The 17,875-nt window shown below is 44.6% G+C and carries 17 protein-coding genes; 7 read left to right on the plus strand and 10 right to left on the minus strand.

What is annotated here, in order from left to right; genetic code table 11:
• The 4 genes from AC59GT_RS13940 to AC59GT_RS13955 form a co-directional block, all read right to left on the minus strand.
• Positions 1-366, minus strand: a complete 366-nt coding sequence (locus AC59GT_RS13940) for a response regulator (RefSeq protein WP_497238201.1) — start codon at positions 364-366, stop codon at positions 1-3.
• Between the two features lie 339 nt (positions 367-705).
• The gene (locus tag AC59GT_RS13945) at positions 706-1,071 is read right to left on the minus strand and encodes a TM2 domain-containing protein (protein ID WP_117383130.1); all 366 of its coding nucleotides are present in this window, start codon (positions 1,069-1,071) and stop codon (positions 706-708) included.
• 138 nt (positions 1,072-1,209) lie between these two features.
• Complete coding sequence (locus AC59GT_RS13950) at positions 1,210-1,464, minus strand: DUF2752 domain-containing protein (RefSeq protein ID WP_497238202.1); 255 nt, start codon at positions 1,462-1,464, stop codon at positions 1,210-1,212.
• 46 nt (positions 1,465-1,510) lie between these two features.
• On the minus strand, positions 1,511-1,924 hold the full coding sequence (locus AC59GT_RS13955; RefSeq protein WP_497238203.1) for a DUF4199 domain-containing protein: 414 nt from the start codon (positions 1,922-1,924) through the stop codon (positions 1,511-1,513).
• 157 nt (positions 1,925-2,081) lie between these two features.
• Here AC59GT_RS13955 and mfd point away from each other — a divergent pair, with 157 nt between their 5' ends.
• The gene (gene mfd / locus AC59GT_RS13960; protein WP_497238204.1) at positions 2,082-5,432 is read left to right on the plus strand and encodes a transcription-repair coupling factor; all 3,351 of its coding nucleotides are present in this window, start codon (positions 2,082-2,084) and stop codon (positions 5,430-5,432) included.
• Positions 5,433-5,478: 46 nt separating this feature from the next.
• Positions 5,479-6,945: a TlpA family protein disulfide reductase gene (locus tag AC59GT_RS13965; protein WP_497238205.1), complete on the plus strand. Its 1,467-nt coding sequence runs from the start codon at positions 5,479-5,481 to the stop codon at positions 6,943-6,945.
• Between the two features lie 64 nt (positions 6,946-7,009).
• Here the strand turns inward: AC59GT_RS13965 and AC59GT_RS13970 are convergent, their stop codons facing one another.
• Positions 7,010-7,777 (minus strand): slipin family protein, encoded by a 768-nt coding sequence (locus tag AC59GT_RS13970; RefSeq protein ID WP_497238206.1) that lies wholly within the window; start codon positions 7,775-7,777, stop codon positions 7,010-7,012.
• A gap of 217 nt (positions 7,778-7,994) precedes the next feature.
• Positions 7,995-8,534 (minus strand): hypoxanthine phosphoribosyltransferase, encoded by a 540-nt coding sequence (gene hpt, locus AC59GT_RS13975; protein ID WP_117383125.1) that lies wholly within the window; start codon positions 8,532-8,534, stop codon positions 7,995-7,997.
• A gap of 123 nt (positions 8,535-8,657) precedes the next feature.
• Between hpt and AC59GT_RS13980 the strand changes: the two genes are divergently transcribed.
• Together AC59GT_RS13980 and def are read left to right on the plus strand one after the other, a co-directional pair.
• Positions 8,658-9,890 carry a M16 family metallopeptidase gene (locus tag AC59GT_RS13980; RefSeq protein ID WP_497238207.1) on the plus strand — a complete coding sequence of 411 codons (1,233 nt, stop codon included), beginning with the start codon at positions 8,658-8,660 and terminating at the stop codon, positions 9,888-9,890.
• An 18-nt stretch (positions 9,891-9,908) separates the two neighbouring features.
• On the plus strand, positions 9,909-10,481 hold the full coding sequence (gene def / locus AC59GT_RS13985) for a peptide deformylase (protein ID WP_497238208.1): 573 nt from the start codon (positions 9,909-9,911) through the stop codon (positions 10,479-10,481).
• A 66-nt stretch (positions 10,482-10,547) separates the two neighbouring features.
• Here the strand turns inward: def and gltX are convergent, their stop codons facing one another.
• From gltX to AC59GT_RS14000, 3 genes are all read right to left on the minus strand, one after another.
• On the minus strand, positions 10,548-12,071 hold the full coding sequence (gene gltX, locus AC59GT_RS13990; RefSeq protein ID WP_497238209.1) for a glutamate--tRNA ligase: 1,524 nt from the start codon (positions 12,069-12,071) through the stop codon (positions 10,548-10,550).
• Between the two features lie 42 nt (positions 12,072-12,113).
• The gene (locus tag AC59GT_RS13995) at positions 12,114-12,743 is read right to left on the minus strand and encodes an NAD(P)H-dependent oxidoreductase (RefSeq protein WP_497238210.1); all 630 of its coding nucleotides are present in this window, start codon (positions 12,741-12,743) and stop codon (positions 12,114-12,116) included.
• Between the two features lie 108 nt (positions 12,744-12,851).
• Positions 12,852-15,116: a transglycosylase domain-containing protein gene (locus AC59GT_RS14000; protein ID WP_497238211.1), complete on the minus strand. Its 2,265-nt coding sequence runs from the start codon at positions 15,114-15,116 to the stop codon at positions 12,852-12,854.
• Between the two features lie 124 nt (positions 15,117-15,240).
• Between AC59GT_RS14000 and AC59GT_RS14005 the strand changes: the two genes are divergently transcribed.
• From AC59GT_RS14005 to AC59GT_RS14015, 3 genes are all read left to right on the plus strand, one after another.
• Positions 15,241-16,326 carry an Mrp/NBP35 family ATP-binding protein gene (locus tag AC59GT_RS14005; protein WP_497238294.1) on the plus strand — a complete coding sequence of 362 codons (1,086 nt, stop codon included), beginning with the start codon at positions 15,241-15,243 and terminating at the stop codon, positions 16,324-16,326.
• A gap of 28 nt (positions 16,327-16,354) precedes the next feature.
• On the plus strand, positions 16,355-16,633 hold the full coding sequence (locus tag AC59GT_RS14010) for a NifU family protein (RefSeq protein ID WP_497238212.1): 279 nt from the start codon (positions 16,355-16,357) through the stop codon (positions 16,631-16,633).
• Positions 16,634-16,736: 103 nt separating this feature from the next.
• On the plus strand, positions 16,737-17,366 hold the full coding sequence (locus AC59GT_RS14015; protein ID WP_117383118.1) for a hypothetical protein: 630 nt from the start codon (positions 16,737-16,739) through the stop codon (positions 17,364-17,366).
• Between the two features lie 8 nt (positions 17,367-17,374).
• Here the strand turns inward: AC59GT_RS14015 and AC59GT_RS14020 are convergent, their stop codons facing one another.
• The gene (locus tag AC59GT_RS14020) at positions 17,375-17,869 is read right to left on the minus strand and encodes a GNAT family N-acetyltransferase (RefSeq protein ID WP_497238213.1); all 495 of its coding nucleotides are present in this window, start codon (positions 17,867-17,869) and stop codon (positions 17,375-17,377) included.
• Positions 17,870-17,875 lie beyond the last annotated feature (6 nt).

The following is a 17,875-nucleotide window of genomic DNA, read 5'->3' on the forward strand; positions in this document are numbered from 1 at the left end:
TTAAGCGGCAAGTTGGTGCTCTACTTTGTGTAATAGAACAGACAAATCAAACGGCTTTGGCAACACATCGTCCGGGGCTCCGTCCTGCTTCAGAGCGTCTTCGATATCGTCATTGCCAGAGCAAATAATCACTCGAAGGTCTTTAGTAGATTGGTTGCGTTTGATCATGCGGCATATATCGCGCCCGTCAATTCCCGGGAGCATTACATCCATAATCACAAGATCCGGGTGAGTGTCCTTAATTTCTGCAACCACGCTTTCTCCGCTGGTTAAAGAAGAAACTTCGTAACCATTATTAGAAAGTATATAACTCATCAGCTCTACTATCAGCTCGTTATCATCTACTATTAGTATCTTCTTGTTCATGGCTGTGTGTTTCAAAGGTTTATACAAACCCCATGCCGAAGTTAACCTTTGGTTTAAGTTATTTTCGCATGGGTATAAGGGAGAAGATCAAAACGGTAATATTTTCTTTGGTGGGCCAACCGCCCCGGTGTAGCGCCTGCTATCCTTCCCAACGCTTACAATCGTTTTGATCTAATTGTATTTGATTTAGGTTATCGTGACTGTGCTTTAACAGCCTTAAGGTCGTTCTGCAAAATGCTAAGCAATTCTTTATCAAAGTTTGCTATAAGTGTGCTGGTGGTTGTCTGTTCGGTGTTCATCGTGGTAAGTATATAGAGGTTAATAATGTATTATAGTTAATTAAGCAACGGCCATTTTGGTGATTTGGAAGCTTTCGTAAGCCATCTTCTGATTGTACTCGTTTGCAAGCGACTTGTGGTTTATTAAGTCCATAATAGAGCCTACAAAGCACAAACCTATAGTGAAAAGGTAAAGCAAACCCATACCTATCTGGCCGGTTACAAAACGCTGCAGGCCTGGCACCACAAACAAACCAACTAACGAAAATATGAGCATGTCTTGCACACTTTTACGTTTACCGGTATAAACCATATAAAAGTATTGCCTTTGTTTATCGTTAAGGCCGCTTACGGTTTGCTGCACATAGTTCATTTCCTCTGGTGTCATATCCGGAAAGCCCATGTAAGGATTATTGTAAGTTTCCATTGTCTTTGGTTTTAGTGTTTTTGTTTAATGATTATGATGTAAAACTACAGCGCGCAGCAAAAAACGCCAATGCAAACTTGGCGGCGAGAGCCAAACCATCGGTAAACACAGAAAATTTGACGGTGAAATAAGTGCGGTTTACAGGCCTTGCTTTTTCATGTCGGTGAAAACGTGCTTGCGCCCAATAAGGCTGTATATACGGTATAAGATAATAGCAACAGCAGGTATCCCTAACCAATGTGCTTGAAAGGAATTGCGCACATCTCCGTGGAAAAGGTAAGATATAGAATGACCCAGCCCACAGCCCGGGCACCAGCTAAAGCCTAGCAGCTTTAAAGGGCACAGGCTAAAATGCGAATGGCCCGCCGGGTTTGTAAACGCTAGGCAGACCATTGCAGTTATCCAAAAAATAAGTTCGAAATAACGGTAAAAGATTTTACTAATCAACTTTATTGCTCCTGGTTGTCAGCAATAAAGATACAGCAATTGCCTCTATAACGCCAACCAGTAATGCGCCGAAAATACGCCCGCTAAAGCTCTGGAAGCTGGTATCGTTACCGGAGTTGTTCAGGTTGATGAATACGATAGCGGCAAATACAGAAAGGGCACCACCTACCAATAATATTTTAAAGGCTTGTATCAAGGCTTCAAAAAAGCCCATTTTGCCATTTAGCTCGCCATTACGGAAGTTTCTTACACCGAAGAACAGCCCAATGAGCGGAATAATTACGGACACATATTCAATAGGGTTGGCTTTACTGTCATTAAGGTTATAGCCAGTGCTGCGCATTACAAAAAGCCATATAAGGCTTAAAACACCTATGATTAATCCGAATAAAACTGAGTTCTTCATGTTTGTATAAAGTTTGGTGAAAAAGTTTTAAGTACAATTTCAAGCATCTTGCTGAATATCATTAAAAAGTAAACAATAGCTTAAATTGTTTGCTATAATTTCTGATAATTAAACGGCTGACGCCCAAAAGCACACATTTACTTATATTTGCACAGTTTTGAACATCAGGGAAATATTAGACAGGTATAAGGCTGACGAACGGATAAAGGCATTGGCGCAGGCGCTTAATGCCGGCAAAAATCCAAGGGTACAGCTACGTGGGCTGGTCGGGTCGGGAGATGCGGCCATGGCGGCAGCTTTGTACTTTTTGCAGCATAAGCATATTGTTTTTGTATTGCCCGAGCGCGAAGAGGCAGCGTATTTTCAAAGCGACCTGGAGAACATTACAGGAAAGGACGTACTTCTCTTCCCATCATCATACCGTAAACCCTTCGAGTTTACCCAGCCGGATAATAGCAACGTATTGGCCCGCGCCGAGGTGCTAAATGAGCTTAGCCACTCTACAGAGTATGGACAGCTTATAGTTACTTACCCCGAAGCGTTGGCCGAAAAGGTAATTGACCGTGCATCGCTGGAGAAGAACACACTGGAAATAGCGGTTAACTCAAAACTCAACATCGACTTTATTGCCGAGTTTTTGGTAGAGTATGACTTTGAGCGTGTGGATTTTGTATATGAGCCCGGCCAGTTTTCGGTACGCGGGGGTATTGTAGATATATTCTCTTTCTCGCACGAGTTGCCATACCGTATCGAATTTTTTGGCGACTTCATAGAATCTATCCGCACTTTCGAGATAGAAAGCCAGCTATCTGTAGAGCAGGTAAAGAATATTACCATTGTGCCCAATGTGCAATCAAAGTTCTTGACCGAAAACAACATCTCCCTATTGGAGTATGTGGATGCCGGCACACAGGTGTGGATAAAAGATGTACAGTTTACACTGGACATTATCCAAACCGGGCATAAAAAAGCTACCCAGCTGTGGAAAGCTCTTTCATCAGAAGAAAAGAACCAGAACCCGGATTGGATAGATCCCAAGTTCAGCTTTACAGATGAAAAGCTTATAGCCGATCAGTTACATGATTTCCCGCTGGTAGAGTTTGGTAAACAGTTCTTTTACCATGACGCCGCGCAAATATCTTTTGACATGCGTCCGCAGCCATCCTTCAACAAGGACTTCAGCTTGCTGATACACAACTTCAAGAACAACGAAGCCGAAAAGATAGAGAATTTCATCCTAACGGATAGCGCACGCCAGGTAGAACGCCTGTATGCGATATTAGAGGATCTGGATAAGACTGCTAAGTTTACTCCGATAAGTATTTCTATCCGTGAAGGTTTTATAGACAGGGAGCAAAAGCTTGCCTGTTATACCGACCACCAGATATTTGACCGGTACTACAAGTACAAACTTCGTAAAGGTTACCAGCGTTCGCAGGCTATTACGCTTAAAGAATTACGTGAGCTAAAACCCGGCGACTACATTACCCACATTGACCATGGTATTGGTAAATATGCCGGCCTGGAAAAGGTTGATGTAAATGGCAAAACGCAGGAGATGATTCGCCTGATATATGCCGATAATGACCTGCTGTACGTAAACATAAACTCGCTTAACCGCATAAGCAAGTACAGCGGCAAAGAAGGTCACGAGCCACGCATGAACAAGCTGGGTACCGATACCTGGGAACGGCTTAAGAAAACAACAAAAAAAAAAGTTAAGGACATAGCCCGTGACCTGATAAAGCTTTACGCCTTGCGAAAAGCGCAGGATGGTAATGCTTTTTCTCCCGATAGCTATTTGCAAACTGAGTTGGAGGCATCCTTCCTTTATGAGGATACGCCGGACCAGGAAAAAGCAACTGCCGATTTCAAGAAAGATATGGAGTCGCCACACCCCATGGACCGCCTTATCTGCGGGGATGTAGGCTTTGGTAAAACCGAAGTTGCTGTAAGGGCCGCGTTTAAGGCCGTTGCCGATAGCAAGCAGGTGGCCGTGTTGGTGCCTACCACCATATTGGCCGCACAGCATTACAAAACCTTTAGCGACAGGCTTAAGGGCTTTCCGGTTAACATTGATTATGTGAACCGGTTTAAAAGCACAAAGCAGGTTAAAGACACACTTGCCAACCTCAAAGAAGGTAAGGTGGACATTATAATTGGTACACACCGACTGGTAAGCAAGGATGTGAAGTTTAAGGACCTTGGCCTCATGATTATTGATGAGGAGCAGAAGTTTGGCGTATCTACAAAAGAGAAGCTTAAACAAATGCGTGCCAATGTGGATACGCTTACGCTGACTGCAACACCTATCCCCCGCACACTGCATTTTTCGTTGATGGGCGCGCGCGACCTTTCTATTATATCTACACCGCCACCAAACAGGCAACCTGTATCTACAGAGCTGCACGTATTTAACGACAAGCTGATAAAAGAAGCAGTAGAGCATGAAATAGAGCGCGACGGACAGGTGTTCTTCATTCATAACCGTGTGGCCGACCTGCCGCAGCTGGGTGGAATGATACACAAGCTGGTACCCAAGGCACGTGTAGGCATAGCTCACGGGCAGTTAGAAGGCGACGCGCTTGAAGACGTGATGCTGAAGTTTGTGAACCACGAGTATGATGTACTTGTTGCCACAACAATTATTGAAGCCGGATTGGATATACCTAACGCAAACACCATTATCATCAACCACGCTCATATGTTCGGCCTTAGCGACTTGCACCAGATGCGAGGGCGTGTTGGCCGAAGCAACAAAAAGGCATATTGCTACCTGCTAAGTCCGCCGTTATCAACCCTTACCAATGAGGCGCGCAAGCGCTTGAGCGCGATAGAAGAATTTAGCGATTTAGGTAGTGGCTTTAACGTAGCTATGCGTGATCTTGACATTCGCGGCAGCGGAAACCTATTGGGTGCCGAGCAAAGTGGCTTTATTGCAGAGATTGGCTTTGATATGTATCACAAGATATTGGATGAAGCTATTCAAGAACTTAAGGAGGATGAATTTAAAGGCGTGTTCCCCGAAGAAAAGCCGAAGCCTTTTATTTCCTTCACCCAAATAGATACCGACCAGGAACTGCTAATACCAGACGAGTACGTGACCAGCATAGCCGAACGCTACAACCTGTACACCGACCTTAGCAAATTAGAAAACGAAACCGAGTTGGAGGCCTTTAAACAGCAGCTGCATGACCGGTTTGGTCCGGTGCCGGCGCAGGTAAACAACCTGCTAAACTCTATGCGTTTGCAGTGGCTGGGTAAAGCCATCGGCTTTGAAAAGGTGACGCTGAAGAAGAATGTTTTACGCGGATATTTCATCAGCAATCAGCAGTCTGCTTATTTCGAAACAGAGGCTTTCCGCGAGGTGCTTAATTTTGTACAACGTAATCCAAGGCGCACCAACTTGAAGGAAGTGAAGAATACCCTTCGCCTGAGTGTAGATAACGTACAAGGGATAGATGAAGCCATAGAAATTATGGAAGAGCTAACAGTGGTTAATGTTTAAAACCACTTCGTAAAGCTTTAAACAAGCAATTTGCTATATTTAGGGCATGAGGGCCCTACTCCTATCCGCAGCAATACTGCTTTCGCTGCAGGCATTTCCACAATCTGCATTACTTACCGATTCTGTTTACATAAGCGGTAAGGTAAATTACTTTGAAAAGTATAAAGATTCTGCCGGTGCAGTGCTGTTCTACATCAACGACATTGTTTTAGGTGACCAGATTACACATCGTGTTAAGATAAACAACGACGGTACATTTAAAACGGCTTTCCTGAAAACGGGCACGCAGGATATCTACATGGAGTATAATGACAAGCTCTCCACCATTATTGTTAGTCCGGGTGATCATATGCAATTGTTGTTTAATGCCGATGACCCGGAGCATACGCTTGCATTTAAAGGCAGCAACTCACAAACCAATTACGATCTGCTGGCCTACGAGGCTGCGTTTAATAAAGAAAGTATCCGTATTTACGGCGCGGAACCCAATGCCCGCGCATTGAAAAACAACTTTGCCGTGCGTGACAGCACTAGTGCTGACGCATATAAAAGCTATGTAGTTTCGCAGTTTAAGGCGGATAGTACATTTTTAGCTAATTACATAAGCACACACGCGCTTTCACCAACATTTGTAAGGTGGGCCAAGGCAGACCTTAAATATCGGCTTGCATCAAACCTAATGCGCTATCCCTGGCTGCACCCAAGGTATGCGCAGATCAAAGATGATTCCTTTAAAGTGCTGGACAGTTATTATAAGTTTGTTGATCAGTTCCCGGTGAATGATCCGTCGCAAGCGCTTACATCCAATTTCAACGAGTATATAGCCGAATACCGCCTGTACCTTGCCGCTAAGGAGCTTGGCAAGCAATATCCGGCAAGTAGTTCAATCGCTTTATTCGCCGGGAAGACACTTAGCTTTTCTAAAGATGTGCTGCTTTGCAACGCATTCTACAAGCTGATACATGATAAGGAACTGGAAGCCGTAAAGCTAAACCTCGGTGTTCTTGAAAAGAATGTAACTGATACCTATTTCAAAAATAAAGTGTTGGCGGCTTACCGCCAGGCAGCGCACATAGCAGAACCATTGGCTGCAAGCTCTTTTAAAAAAGCAATCAGTGAGGGCGATACCGTGCTAAACAACCTGACTGCCAAATACCGCAATAAGGTAATATACATAGATTTTTGGGGGACCTGGTGCAGTCCATGTCGTGCGGAGATGCCTTACTCCAAAGGGTTAAGAGGAAAGTTTGTGGGTAAGGATGTTGTGTTTTTGTACCTGGGTGTACAATCTAAAGAAGCTGAATGGAAAGCTATGATAAAGACCCTGGACATAAAAGGAGAGAACGTTTTGCTGAGCAATAACCAGTTCAGCGCCTTATCAGAAAAGTTCCAGATCAGCGGCATTCCACGCTATGTGCTTATAAACAAAAACGGACAGATAGTAGATGGAAACGCCAGACACCCGGGAGATAAGACTTTACCGGCCGACATACAAAAGCTTTTAGCATTGTAATTGCTGCGCTTGAAAAACCAGGGCTTGGCTCTAAATCAGCCAAGCCCTGATCAACTACTTAAAATTAATTTTGTGGCGATTGCTTGGCTACCATCTCGGTAAAGCTTTTAGCCGCATTGGTAAAGTCCGACGGTACCAGTACAATGGTAGTCGTGTTGTTGTCGATACCAATTTCCGATAGCATCTGCATCCGGCGTAGTTCCAGTGCAATTGGGCTGCCTTCCATTTGTTTAGCGCCTTGTGTAAGTTTTATAGATGCTTCCAGCTCGGCTTCTGCTTTGATGATACGAGCACGCTTTTCACGTATAGCTTCCGCCTCCCGCGCCATTGCCCGCTGCATCGATTCGGGAATCTCAACATCCTTCATCTCCACCATAACTATCTTAATGCCCCATGGCTCGGTAGCGGCATCCACTATCTTTTGCATGGTTGCGTTTATTTCTTCGCGCTCGCGCAAAACCTCGTCCAGCAGGTGCTGGCCAATAATGTTCCGTAACGCGGTGACAGCAAACTGGTATACCGCCTGGTTGTAGTTGGCCACTTTTATAATAGCGCTTTCGGGACTTATCACTTTAAACCAAAGCACCGCGTTAACTTTAATGGTAACGCTGTCTTTAGTAATAGTTTCCTGTTGTTCCAGGTCTACTGTTCGGGTGCGGATATCTACCGTTATCTGCCGGTCTATAAAGGGCAAAATAAAATAAAGCCCCGGCCCAGCCGTCCTGTGGTAACGCCCTAAACGGAACACAATAGCGCGTTGATACTCCTGTGCTATATGCGCGCTGATGAACACCAGAGCAAGCACAATAGCTGCTGCAATAAGTAAATACATGATATTTTTTGTTTAGTTAATGAACCGCCTGCCTATAGATTCCGGGAGGATTTTTGGACTTCGGGGAAGGTATCACCGGTACGCGATTGCGTGGTAAATGTAAAACAGATTTCATCATCTGCAAAAAAAATCGCACAAGATTTTAAAGCACCTGTAGTGTTATAAGTGTTTAATTTAGAGCAGTTTACGCGCTAATGCCAGCTTTAAGGACGGGTGCCTAGTCTATCTTCTTGTAAATGCCCCTTAAATTTCTGCCCAATTCCTGGTAATCAAGCCCGTAGCCTACAACAAACACGTTAGGTATCTGGAAAGCAACGTACTTAAGCTCTTCGATGCTGTGGATAACGCTATCGGGTTTAAAAAGAAGAGAGCAAACAGTAATAGATGCAGGATTGCGAACTAATAACTTTTCAATCAGATATTTAAGCGTGTTGCCGGTGTCTACAATGTCTTCCACCAGGATAACATCTTTCCCCTCAATGGTAACATGCAGGTCAAAGTCATCGCGGATGGTACGCGTTTGTGATAGTCCGCCAAAGTACGAGGCCAGTTTGGTAAAGGTAACCTCGCAGGGAACGGTAACCTCTTTTACCAGGTCAGACGCGAACATGAAACTGCCGTTTAGGATACCCACGAAGATAGGCGTCTTCCCCTCAAAATCGGTGTTAATGTGCTGCGCAAGCTCCGCAACACGCTGTTGTATCTGCTCGTAAGGTATCAGGGGTTCAAATTCTAGGTCGGCTATTTGCAGTTTCATTGTACTAAAATAATGTAAAAACGTTTATAAAAGCGATAAAATTATCACCATAAACCAAATGCAGAATTATTCGACGGTTTGGCACAAACTTAACCTGTGTTATAAAGTTATCTTTGCACCTCAATGACAGATCATTACATTCATACCCTGCCAAACGGCATCCGTATACTACTTAAACCCTACGCTTCTCCAATTACGCACTGCTGCTTTATTTATAATGCAGGGTCGCGCGATGAACTGCCCGCAAAAGAAGGAATAGCGCACTTTATAGAGCATATGCTTTTTAAAGAGACCACAAAACGCAGCACGGTACAAATACTTAATCACCTGGAGCTGGTAGGCGCCGATCTGAACGCCTATACTACCAAGGAGTATACCTGCATACACGCATCGCTGTTGAAGCAGCACCTGGAGCGGGCGGTTGACCTTTTCCAGGATATCGTGTTTAACTCCACCTTCCCGCAGGAAGAAATGGAGAAAGAGCGCGGGGTGATCCAGGATGAGATCGCATCGTACCTGGACCAGCCGGAAGAAGCCATACAGGACGACTTTGAAGGTTGCCTGTTCCCCAATCACCCGCTTGGTAATAATATTCTGGGTACAGTGGAGTCTGTAGATGCGTTTAACCAGGATGACATTGCTGCCTTTATTAAAGCCAACTACAATACACACCAGATGATCTTCGCCGTTTACGGCGACTATGCGCTAAGTAAGCTGGTTAAGTTATGTGAGCGATATTTTGGAAATATACCCGAAAACAATAGCAGTAAAAACCGGATTGCCCCGCATGCTATCGGCGGGGGCGACTACCGGGTGCAGAAGACCATTTCTCAAACGCATTGTGTGCTGGGCACCCGTGCTTACCCATCTCCACATAAAGATAAATACGGGTTGCTGCTACTTAACAATGTGCTTGGAGGGATGGGCATGAGCAACCGCCTGAACATGGAGATCCGCGAGAAACATGGTATAGCATATACCATCGAGTCCAACTACACGGCACTAACAGATACGGGCATCTTTTCTATCTACTTCGGTACCGATGCTGAAAAGGCGGACAAAGCACTAAGGCTGGTTCATAAAGAACTTAAAAAGCTGCGCGACACAAAGCTTGGTACGTTGCAATTAAAACAAGCTAAAGAGAAGTTTATTGGCCAGATAGCGCTTGCCGAGGAGAACCGGATGAGCCTGATCATATCAATGGCTAAAAGTTTGCTTGACTTTAATAGAATAGATTCCTTAGAGGAAATATTCGCCAAAATAAATGCGGTTTCTGCAGATAATGTACTGGAAATTAGCAACGAGATTTTTGATAATGACGGTATGATAACCTTATTATTTGAGCCTGAAAGATAAATCCCCTATTTTTGTAAAATGAAATATCCTATCATCGCATACGGCGACCCGGTTTTGAGGCGCAAAGCCCCAGCTATTGAGCCGGAGGAATATCCACATATTAAAGAATTGGTTACCAATATGTTCGAGACCATGTATGGTGCAAAAGGCGTTGGGCTGGCTGCGCCGCAGGTTGGCATGAGCATGCGTTTATTTGTAGTAGATGCCACCCCGTTTGACGATGATGAACCTGAATTAAAGGACTTTAAGAAGGTTTTTATCAATGCATCAATCCTGGAGGAAACCGGCGAAGAGTGGCCGTTTAACGAGGGCTGCCTGAGTATACCTGATATTAGGGAGGATGTTATGCGCAAGCCGGTTATCCGTATTTCGTACTATGATGAGAACTGGAAACACCATGAAGAGACCTTCAAAGGTATGGCTGCGCGTATCATTCAGCATGAGTACGATCATATTGAGGGTAAGCTGTTTACCGATAAGCTAAGCCCGTTACGCCGCCGCCTGATTGAAAAGAAACTTACAGATATATCTAAGGGTGCAGTAGATGTGGACTACCGCATGAAGTTCCCTGATGCAAAAAAAGGGCGCTAGTAACCGCCTCTAAAGCAAAACGCCCCGGATATTCCGGGGCGTTTTGCTTTTATGTAATTTATAGTGCTATTCAGTAGCAGTAAATACCTCCAGCGCTTTATCAATTCTCCTCAGGGTTTCGCTTTCCCCAAGCAGGGCGGCAATATCAAACACATGAGGGCCAAACTTACCACCTACCAGCATAATCCGGAACGGTAGCATTACGTCGCCAATCTTGAACCCCTGGGCTTCTGTAAGCGCTTTAAAGCGAGTTTCAAGGTCTGCAGGTTCAAACGATGAGTAGCTTAATGTTTCTTTTAACTCGTTAAAGAATGCCGTTTTTGCATCCGTCCATTTAGGCTTAACGGAGTTGACATCGTAGCTGGCCGGCGCCTGAAAAAAGTATGATGCCTGCTGTCCAAAATCTGCAAGAACCACACATCTATCCTTTATCAGGTCAATTATTTTAACCAGGTACGCTTCATTGTTAATGATAACACCATTTGCCTTTAATACTTCGGCTACCTTTAGTTTCAGCGATTCTGCATCCTGGCGTTTTATCCATTCGGCATTGTACCACTTAGCTTTTTCAAAATCGAATTTAGCGCCGGCTTTGCTAACCCGTTCTATAGAGAACTTTTCTATCAGTTCATCCAGCGTGAATATCTCCTGCTCTGTGCCATCGTTCCAGCCCAGCATAGCCAGGAGGTTTAAAAATGCCTCCGGCAGAAAACCTAACTCGCGAAAGCCGGGTGTAAGTTCACCGGTTTTCGGGTCGGTCCAGCTCATGGCATATACCGGGAAACCCAGGCGGGCCCCGTCGCGCTTGCTGAGTTTGCCATGTCCGTCCGGCTTTAAAATCAATGGCAGGTGTGCCCAATGCGGCATATCAGCCTTCCAGCCGAGGTACTCCCACAGCAACAGGTGTACAGGTGCCGATGGCAGCCACTCCTCGCCTCTGAAAGCGTGAGAAATCTTCATCAGGTAATCGTCTACCACAACGGCTAAGTGGTAGGTGGGCATGCCATCTGCCTTAAGCAATACCTTATCATCAACCAGCGATGTTTCAAAACTAACGTCGCCGCGTATCATATCAGTAAAAGTAACAGTTTCGTTTTCTGGTACCTTAATGCGGATGACATGAGGTGTGCCATTGTGCAACAGCGTCTCCACTTCCTGCAGCGGCAAGCTTATCGAGTTACGCATGCTGCTACGGTGCTGATGGCCATATTGGAAATTAGGGAACTCCTTGCGTTTTGCATCAAGTTCCTCCGGGGTGTCAAAAGCATAGTAGGCATGTCCCTGCGATACCAGGCGCTCAGCGTATTCGCGATAGATAGGTTTGCGTTCACTTTGGCGATATGGTGCAAAGCTGCCGCCAACTGCAGGACTTTCATCCGGAATTAGGCCGCACCATTGCAAACAGTCGGCAATGTACTTTTCTGCGCCTTCAACATAGCGGGTTTGGTCGGTATCTTCAATACGCAACGCAAAATCGCCATCATTTTTTTTGGCAAAAAGGTAGTTAAATAATACGGTGCGAACCCCGCCCAGGTGTAAACCACCGGTAGGGCTTGGCGCAAAGCGGACTCTTACTTTTCTATCTGTCATTTGGGCGCAAAGATAGGCTTAATAGCCGTACGCTAAAAGCGTTTATATATGTATGAACAACTCGTTCTTAGGCTTACGCACTTTTGTAAGCTTACTATAAGCATCATCTTCGGCACGGAAACCAACAGCCGCAATAACAGTTGATGTTAATCCTTGCTCGGCTAACCCAAGTATCTCATCAAACTTAGCAGCGTTAAATCCTTCCATCGGAGTGGAGTCTACGCCCAAATCGGCAGCCGCGGTAATTAATACGCCTAGTGCTATGTAGGCCTGTTTTTGTGCCCATATCAACAGCTGGTCCGCAGATTGGGATTTAATAGCCCCTATTATCATATTCTCAAAACCCGCCAACGTATCACGGTTTACCTTACGTGTTTTTGCAACCAGGTTAATGTGCTCCTTAGCATATTCTTCATCTAAGTTGGTGATTGCTGCAAATACAAATAACTGCGATGCATCTGTAATTTGTGATTGATTATTGCCGGCTTCGCGCAGTTTGGCTCTAATCTCCGGATTTTCTATAACCAGAATTTTGTAATGCTGTAGCCCTATTGAGGATGGACTAAGCTGAACAGCATCCAGCAGTTCTTCCAGCTGTGCGGCAGAAAGCTTTTTGGTAGGATCGTATTTTTTAGTGGCGTAGCGCCATTGTAATTTATCAACTAAAGACATGGTGTTTTATTTAATTCATTCAAAATTAAATGTTAAAACACGTAACCATGTCATTGGTTAGCAATCACGACTGAACCGATGGACATTTATATACTCGCATGACAAACGTTAAGGCATGCGGTCCTTAATCATGTTCTCTTTGTCTTTTTGTTCCTGCTTCAGCCGTCGCTTTTCCTGTCGTATTTCCTTTTTCGACTTGCCGGCAGTATCTACGTTGTCTATCTTCTCTTTATACTCCGCCTTTAGGTTTTCTATATCCTGTTTTAAGCGGGCCTTAATCATCTCGTTGGTCTCTTTGATCTTTTCTTCGGCCTTTGCAGCAGCAGAGGTATCTTTTTTTCCAAATAAACGCTGTATAAAACTAGGGCGCTTTTCTTCTTCCGGTGCAGCCTGTACGCCTACACCAACATTCGCTCCTTCATCATTTTGTGGCTGCGCAAGCAGGCTATCTGCTATTGCCGTATCTGCAGGCGCGATGCCTCTTCTTAAGCCCTCACGAAGCCGAACGTTATAAAAGCCATATGCATTGCTGTCGCGCTCTGTAAGGCCTTTACTAGCCATTAAACGGCCTATCAGGTTAAAATATCCATGAAGTCCCGGGCGGAGCGTACCATCAGGCATAAAGTGGTACAACCCAGCTTTCGGGTTAGGTACAATACTAGCGAGGAAAATACTTTCGCCCAGTGTAAGCTCAGATGGGGACTTGCCGAAGTAGTATTTAGAAGCCTCGCCAATACCGTAAATGTTGCGGCCCCACTCTATTATATTAAAGTAAACCTCCAGCATACGGTTCTTGCTCATCAGGCGCGTATTCTCAATTATCCACACGATCAGTATCTCCTCTATCTTTCGGGACAAAGTTTTATTACGTACCAGGAAAGAGTTCTTGATCAGCTGCATAGAGATGGTACTGCCGCCTCTTGAGAATTTTTTGGTTTTAATATCCGTTACGATGGACTTGCGGATAGATTCTTCCACAAAGCCCCGGTTGCGGTAAAAGGATGGGTCCTCAGCAGTCATAACCGCGTTCCGCAGGTTTGGCGATATATCTTCCAGCCGCGTAAACTCCGGATTTTCGGGTCCAATAGTATGAGGCGACATCGGCTTACCATACTCATATGGCGTATAAACAAAGGTTTTGTTCAGCTTATTAAAGTCGGTTTTGCCGAATTGAACAATACGGAAGTTGTCCTTATCCAGCCGCGAATCAAACACCAGATCATCAATATGAGCGGAGTTCATAAAGAAATTAAGGTTATAACTCAGTCTGCCGGCAACCTTCATGCCTTCCAAAGACTCGAACATGCCGGTAGGGAAGGAATCAAAAATGTCCTGCGCGCTAAGCCAGCCGGTGTGCATCTTCAGTTCGTAGATCTTTACCGGATTTAGGGTGTATTTGATGTACGGATTGGCCGTTATCTTTTTCAGGTGGATAACAGAGGAGCTGTCAAGCGAGACATAGTTAGACCCCACAAATATGTTAGCATCTATAGCTCCATTAGGGATAACAATATCGTTCAGCGACAGCGCCGGGTGATTGATCAACAGGTTTTTTACTCCTAACGAGCTGTAAATCTTTGTTTCTCCATCGCTGTTCTTTACTTTGGTGAGTTTGGTGGTTAGGGTATCAAAGTTTAGTTTGAGCTTAAACTTCTTCTCTATAATCGGCAGTTCTACCTTTTTTCCGTCGGCATACATGCGTACATCTATGTCTTTATCAGACGCGTGCATTTTACCGGCCAAGTGCCAGATAGCTTCATTATCGTTAAGTTTTATAGTAGAGGTAAGCTGCCCATCGTCAATCTTTGCAGCGGTAGCCAGTAACTTTAATTTAGTAGAGTCGTCCTGCATGGTTAACAGCAGGTTGTTTAGCACAAGGTTCTCTGGGATTTTGTAAAGTACTTGATTAATAAGGTTGTCTGACAGTTCGGCCAGGTCAACTTTGTTATGAGTCTGTGTAGAATCTTTCTTCTTGCGGAACAAGAAATCGAAGTTTTTAACCCCGTTAATGTTGGTGAGGTTCAAATGGCCGTCTTGCAACACAACATCGCTTAGCTTAACCGTACCAAATATAAGCGGGAACAACTTTACACTTACATCAAAGCGCTTAACAGACAACAGGCTATCACGCTGATAAGGAACTATAGAAATATTACTGAAGGCAACCGTAGCCAACCCGGTAAAACGGGCCGAGCCAATCTTTACATCTAAATTATAATCCTTTTTTGCTTTAGCTTTAGCTTTGTAAATAGCTTTCTGCAGTAGTACTTCGCGTTTAGAGTAAGCAGCATAACCGCCAATAAGTAATATAACCACTAACACAGTTACTACTACACCAGCGATACGGAGATACTTTGGATTGATACGGCGCATTCGGAAAATTTACGTCAAAACTAACTTAAATATGCAGCGGTGCAACGATTGATCACTGCAAATTGTTTTTTTAACAAACGTTCCCCACCACCTGTTTTTGTATTTTTGCCCGCAAATAAATATGATCATTACTCAACAACAAGTTTTACAGGCGCTTAGCAACGTAGAGGAACCCGATCTGAAAAAGGATCTGGTGACCCTGAACATGATACAGGATATTGCCATAGACGGAAACAAGCTAAGCTTTTCGGTAATACTCACAACACCTGCATGCCCTCTGAAGGCTCTAATAGAAAACGCCTGCCGCAATGCTATAAAGCATTTCATAAGTCCGGATATTGAGGTGAGTGTTAACATGACTTCCCGCGTAACTTCGCAGCGTAATACCGGCGTGCCGGGCGTTAAGAATATTATAGCAGTTGCATCCGGTAAGGGTGGCGTTGGTAAGTCTACAGTATCTGTTAACCTGGCCTTGGCCCTGGCAAAAACAGGTGCTAAAGTAGGGTTGATTGATGCCGATATTTATGGTCCATCCATCCCGATCATGTTTGGATTGGAAGGTGCGCGGCCAATGGCCAGCCAGGTAAACGGCAAAACACGTATTGAGCCCATTGAAAAATATGGGATAAAACTACTTTCGATAGGCTTTTTTACCGATCCCAACCAACCAGTTCCATGGCGCGGGCCAATGGTGTCAACCGCCGTAAAACAGTTGTTTAACGATGCCGATTGGGGCGAACTGGACTACCTGGTGATAGATCTGCCGCCGGGAACAGGAGACATACACATTACCGTTACGCAAAGCTTCCCGATCACGGGAGCGGTAATTGTTACCACGCCGCAAAACGTGGCGCTGGCCGATGCCAAAAAGGGTGTTGGGATGTTTATGATGGAGGCTATTAACGTGCCGATAATGGGCATAGTAGAGAACATGAGCTACTTTACTCCTGCAGAATTACCGGACAATAAATACTACATTTTTGGGCAGGGTGGCGGCCAAAGGCTTGCGCAGACGCTTGAAGTGCCTTTCCTTGGAGAGATACCGTTGATTAAAGGCATAAGCGATAGCGGCGATGCCGGTAAGCCTATTGTATTGGAAGAAGATGGCGCCATGACCATAGCTTTTATGGAGATGGCCCGCAGGGTAGCGCAACAGGTTTCTATTTGCAACGCACAAAGAGCAAATACCGTGAATGTTATAAATAATTAATAACTTTACTTTTAATAAAATATAAAGAATGAGTTTAAATGAACAGGTGGAAGCAGCGTTGGACACCATTCGCCCGTACTTAGAGGCGGATGGCGGTAACGTATCTATTGAAGAAATAACACCTGAAAATGTGGTTAAGCTTAGGCTGCTTGGCTCTTGCGGATCGTGCCCGATGAGCATCATGACGCTTAAAGCCGGGATAGAACAAGCTATAAAGAAAGCAGTACCGGAAATTACTGCCATTGAGGCGATAAACCTAACGGATATAGATGACCCTAATGCAGTACTCCCTGAGAACTTGCGCTAGTGTTAATAATTGTTAAATACTACCCCTTTTTTGTTGAATAGCATATTTTTGCAAGCCCCTATAAAACATTTGATTAAAGGCTTCGTAATATAGGTACGCAGTAATGAGAAAACTAATTGGCATATTGTTCCTACTGATCTCCTTTTCGGCATTTGCCCAAAAAGAGAAGCCACTGGTGCAGTTTACCGGGATCATTTACAATGCAGATAGCTTGAAAACAGTGGTGCCCTATGTAAGCGTAACCAACAAGAGCTACCACAATGCAGTAACCGTAGCCAGTTACAATGGCTATTTCTCCTTTGTAGCCCATGAGCAGGACACCATTAGCTTTACCGCTGTAGGTTATGCGCCCACAACCGTTGTTATCCCGGCAAATGTGAACAAAAGCTATACGGCACAAATTCATCTTAAGCCGCAAATAACTAACCTGCCAACCTTCCACGTTTTCCCCTGGGCAACTACAGATGAGTTCAGGAAAGACTTTGTTACGGCAAAAATTGCCGATGATGACCTGGAAATTGCGCGTAAGAACGTAAGCAGGGCTTCTATAGCAGCTATTTCGAATACGCTGGCCCGTGATGGGCAGGAGATACAATCTGCAAATGCGCAGCAGATGCACACCAACATTGTAAACTCTCACTCCATCACCAACCCATTGCTTAACCCATTAGCATGGGGATCACTGATAAAGCAAATAGCTGACGGAGATAAGAGCAAAAGTTCCGGTAACTAACGGCTAACCTATAAGGCCTTCCGCATTACGTAATCGTTCATCCAGTATTCACCTATCGGGATGTCTTCCTGGTAAGCTATTTTAAAGCCCATCTTTTCATAAAAGCTTTTAGCCTTATTGTACCGGTTCACATTTAGTTCCAGTGTGTTCTTGCCGGCTTCCCTGGTCTTTTCAGCTACGGTATCTATTAGTATTTTACCGTAACCTTTTCCTTGTGTCGAGGGAAGGCAATAAAGCTTGTGCAGTTTATATACGTCAGGGTTTTCTTCCCTTGGAGAGTATGCTGCAAAGGCAACCGGCTCCTCCTCTTCGGTAAGCAAAAGAAATGTTTGTGCCCCGCTATTTACCTGGCTGTAAATCTTGTCGTAAGAATATAGTTCGCCAAGCATATATGCCACTTGTTCTTTACCGAGCAGCGGTTCATAAGTTGGCCACCAGGTTTGTTCTGCTATTTTAATGATGCTCTCTACGTCGTTAACGGTCGCTTCTCTTATCAAATACATAGTTCT

It is taken from the genome of Mucilaginibacter sp. 320_HR (assembly GCF_059691875.1).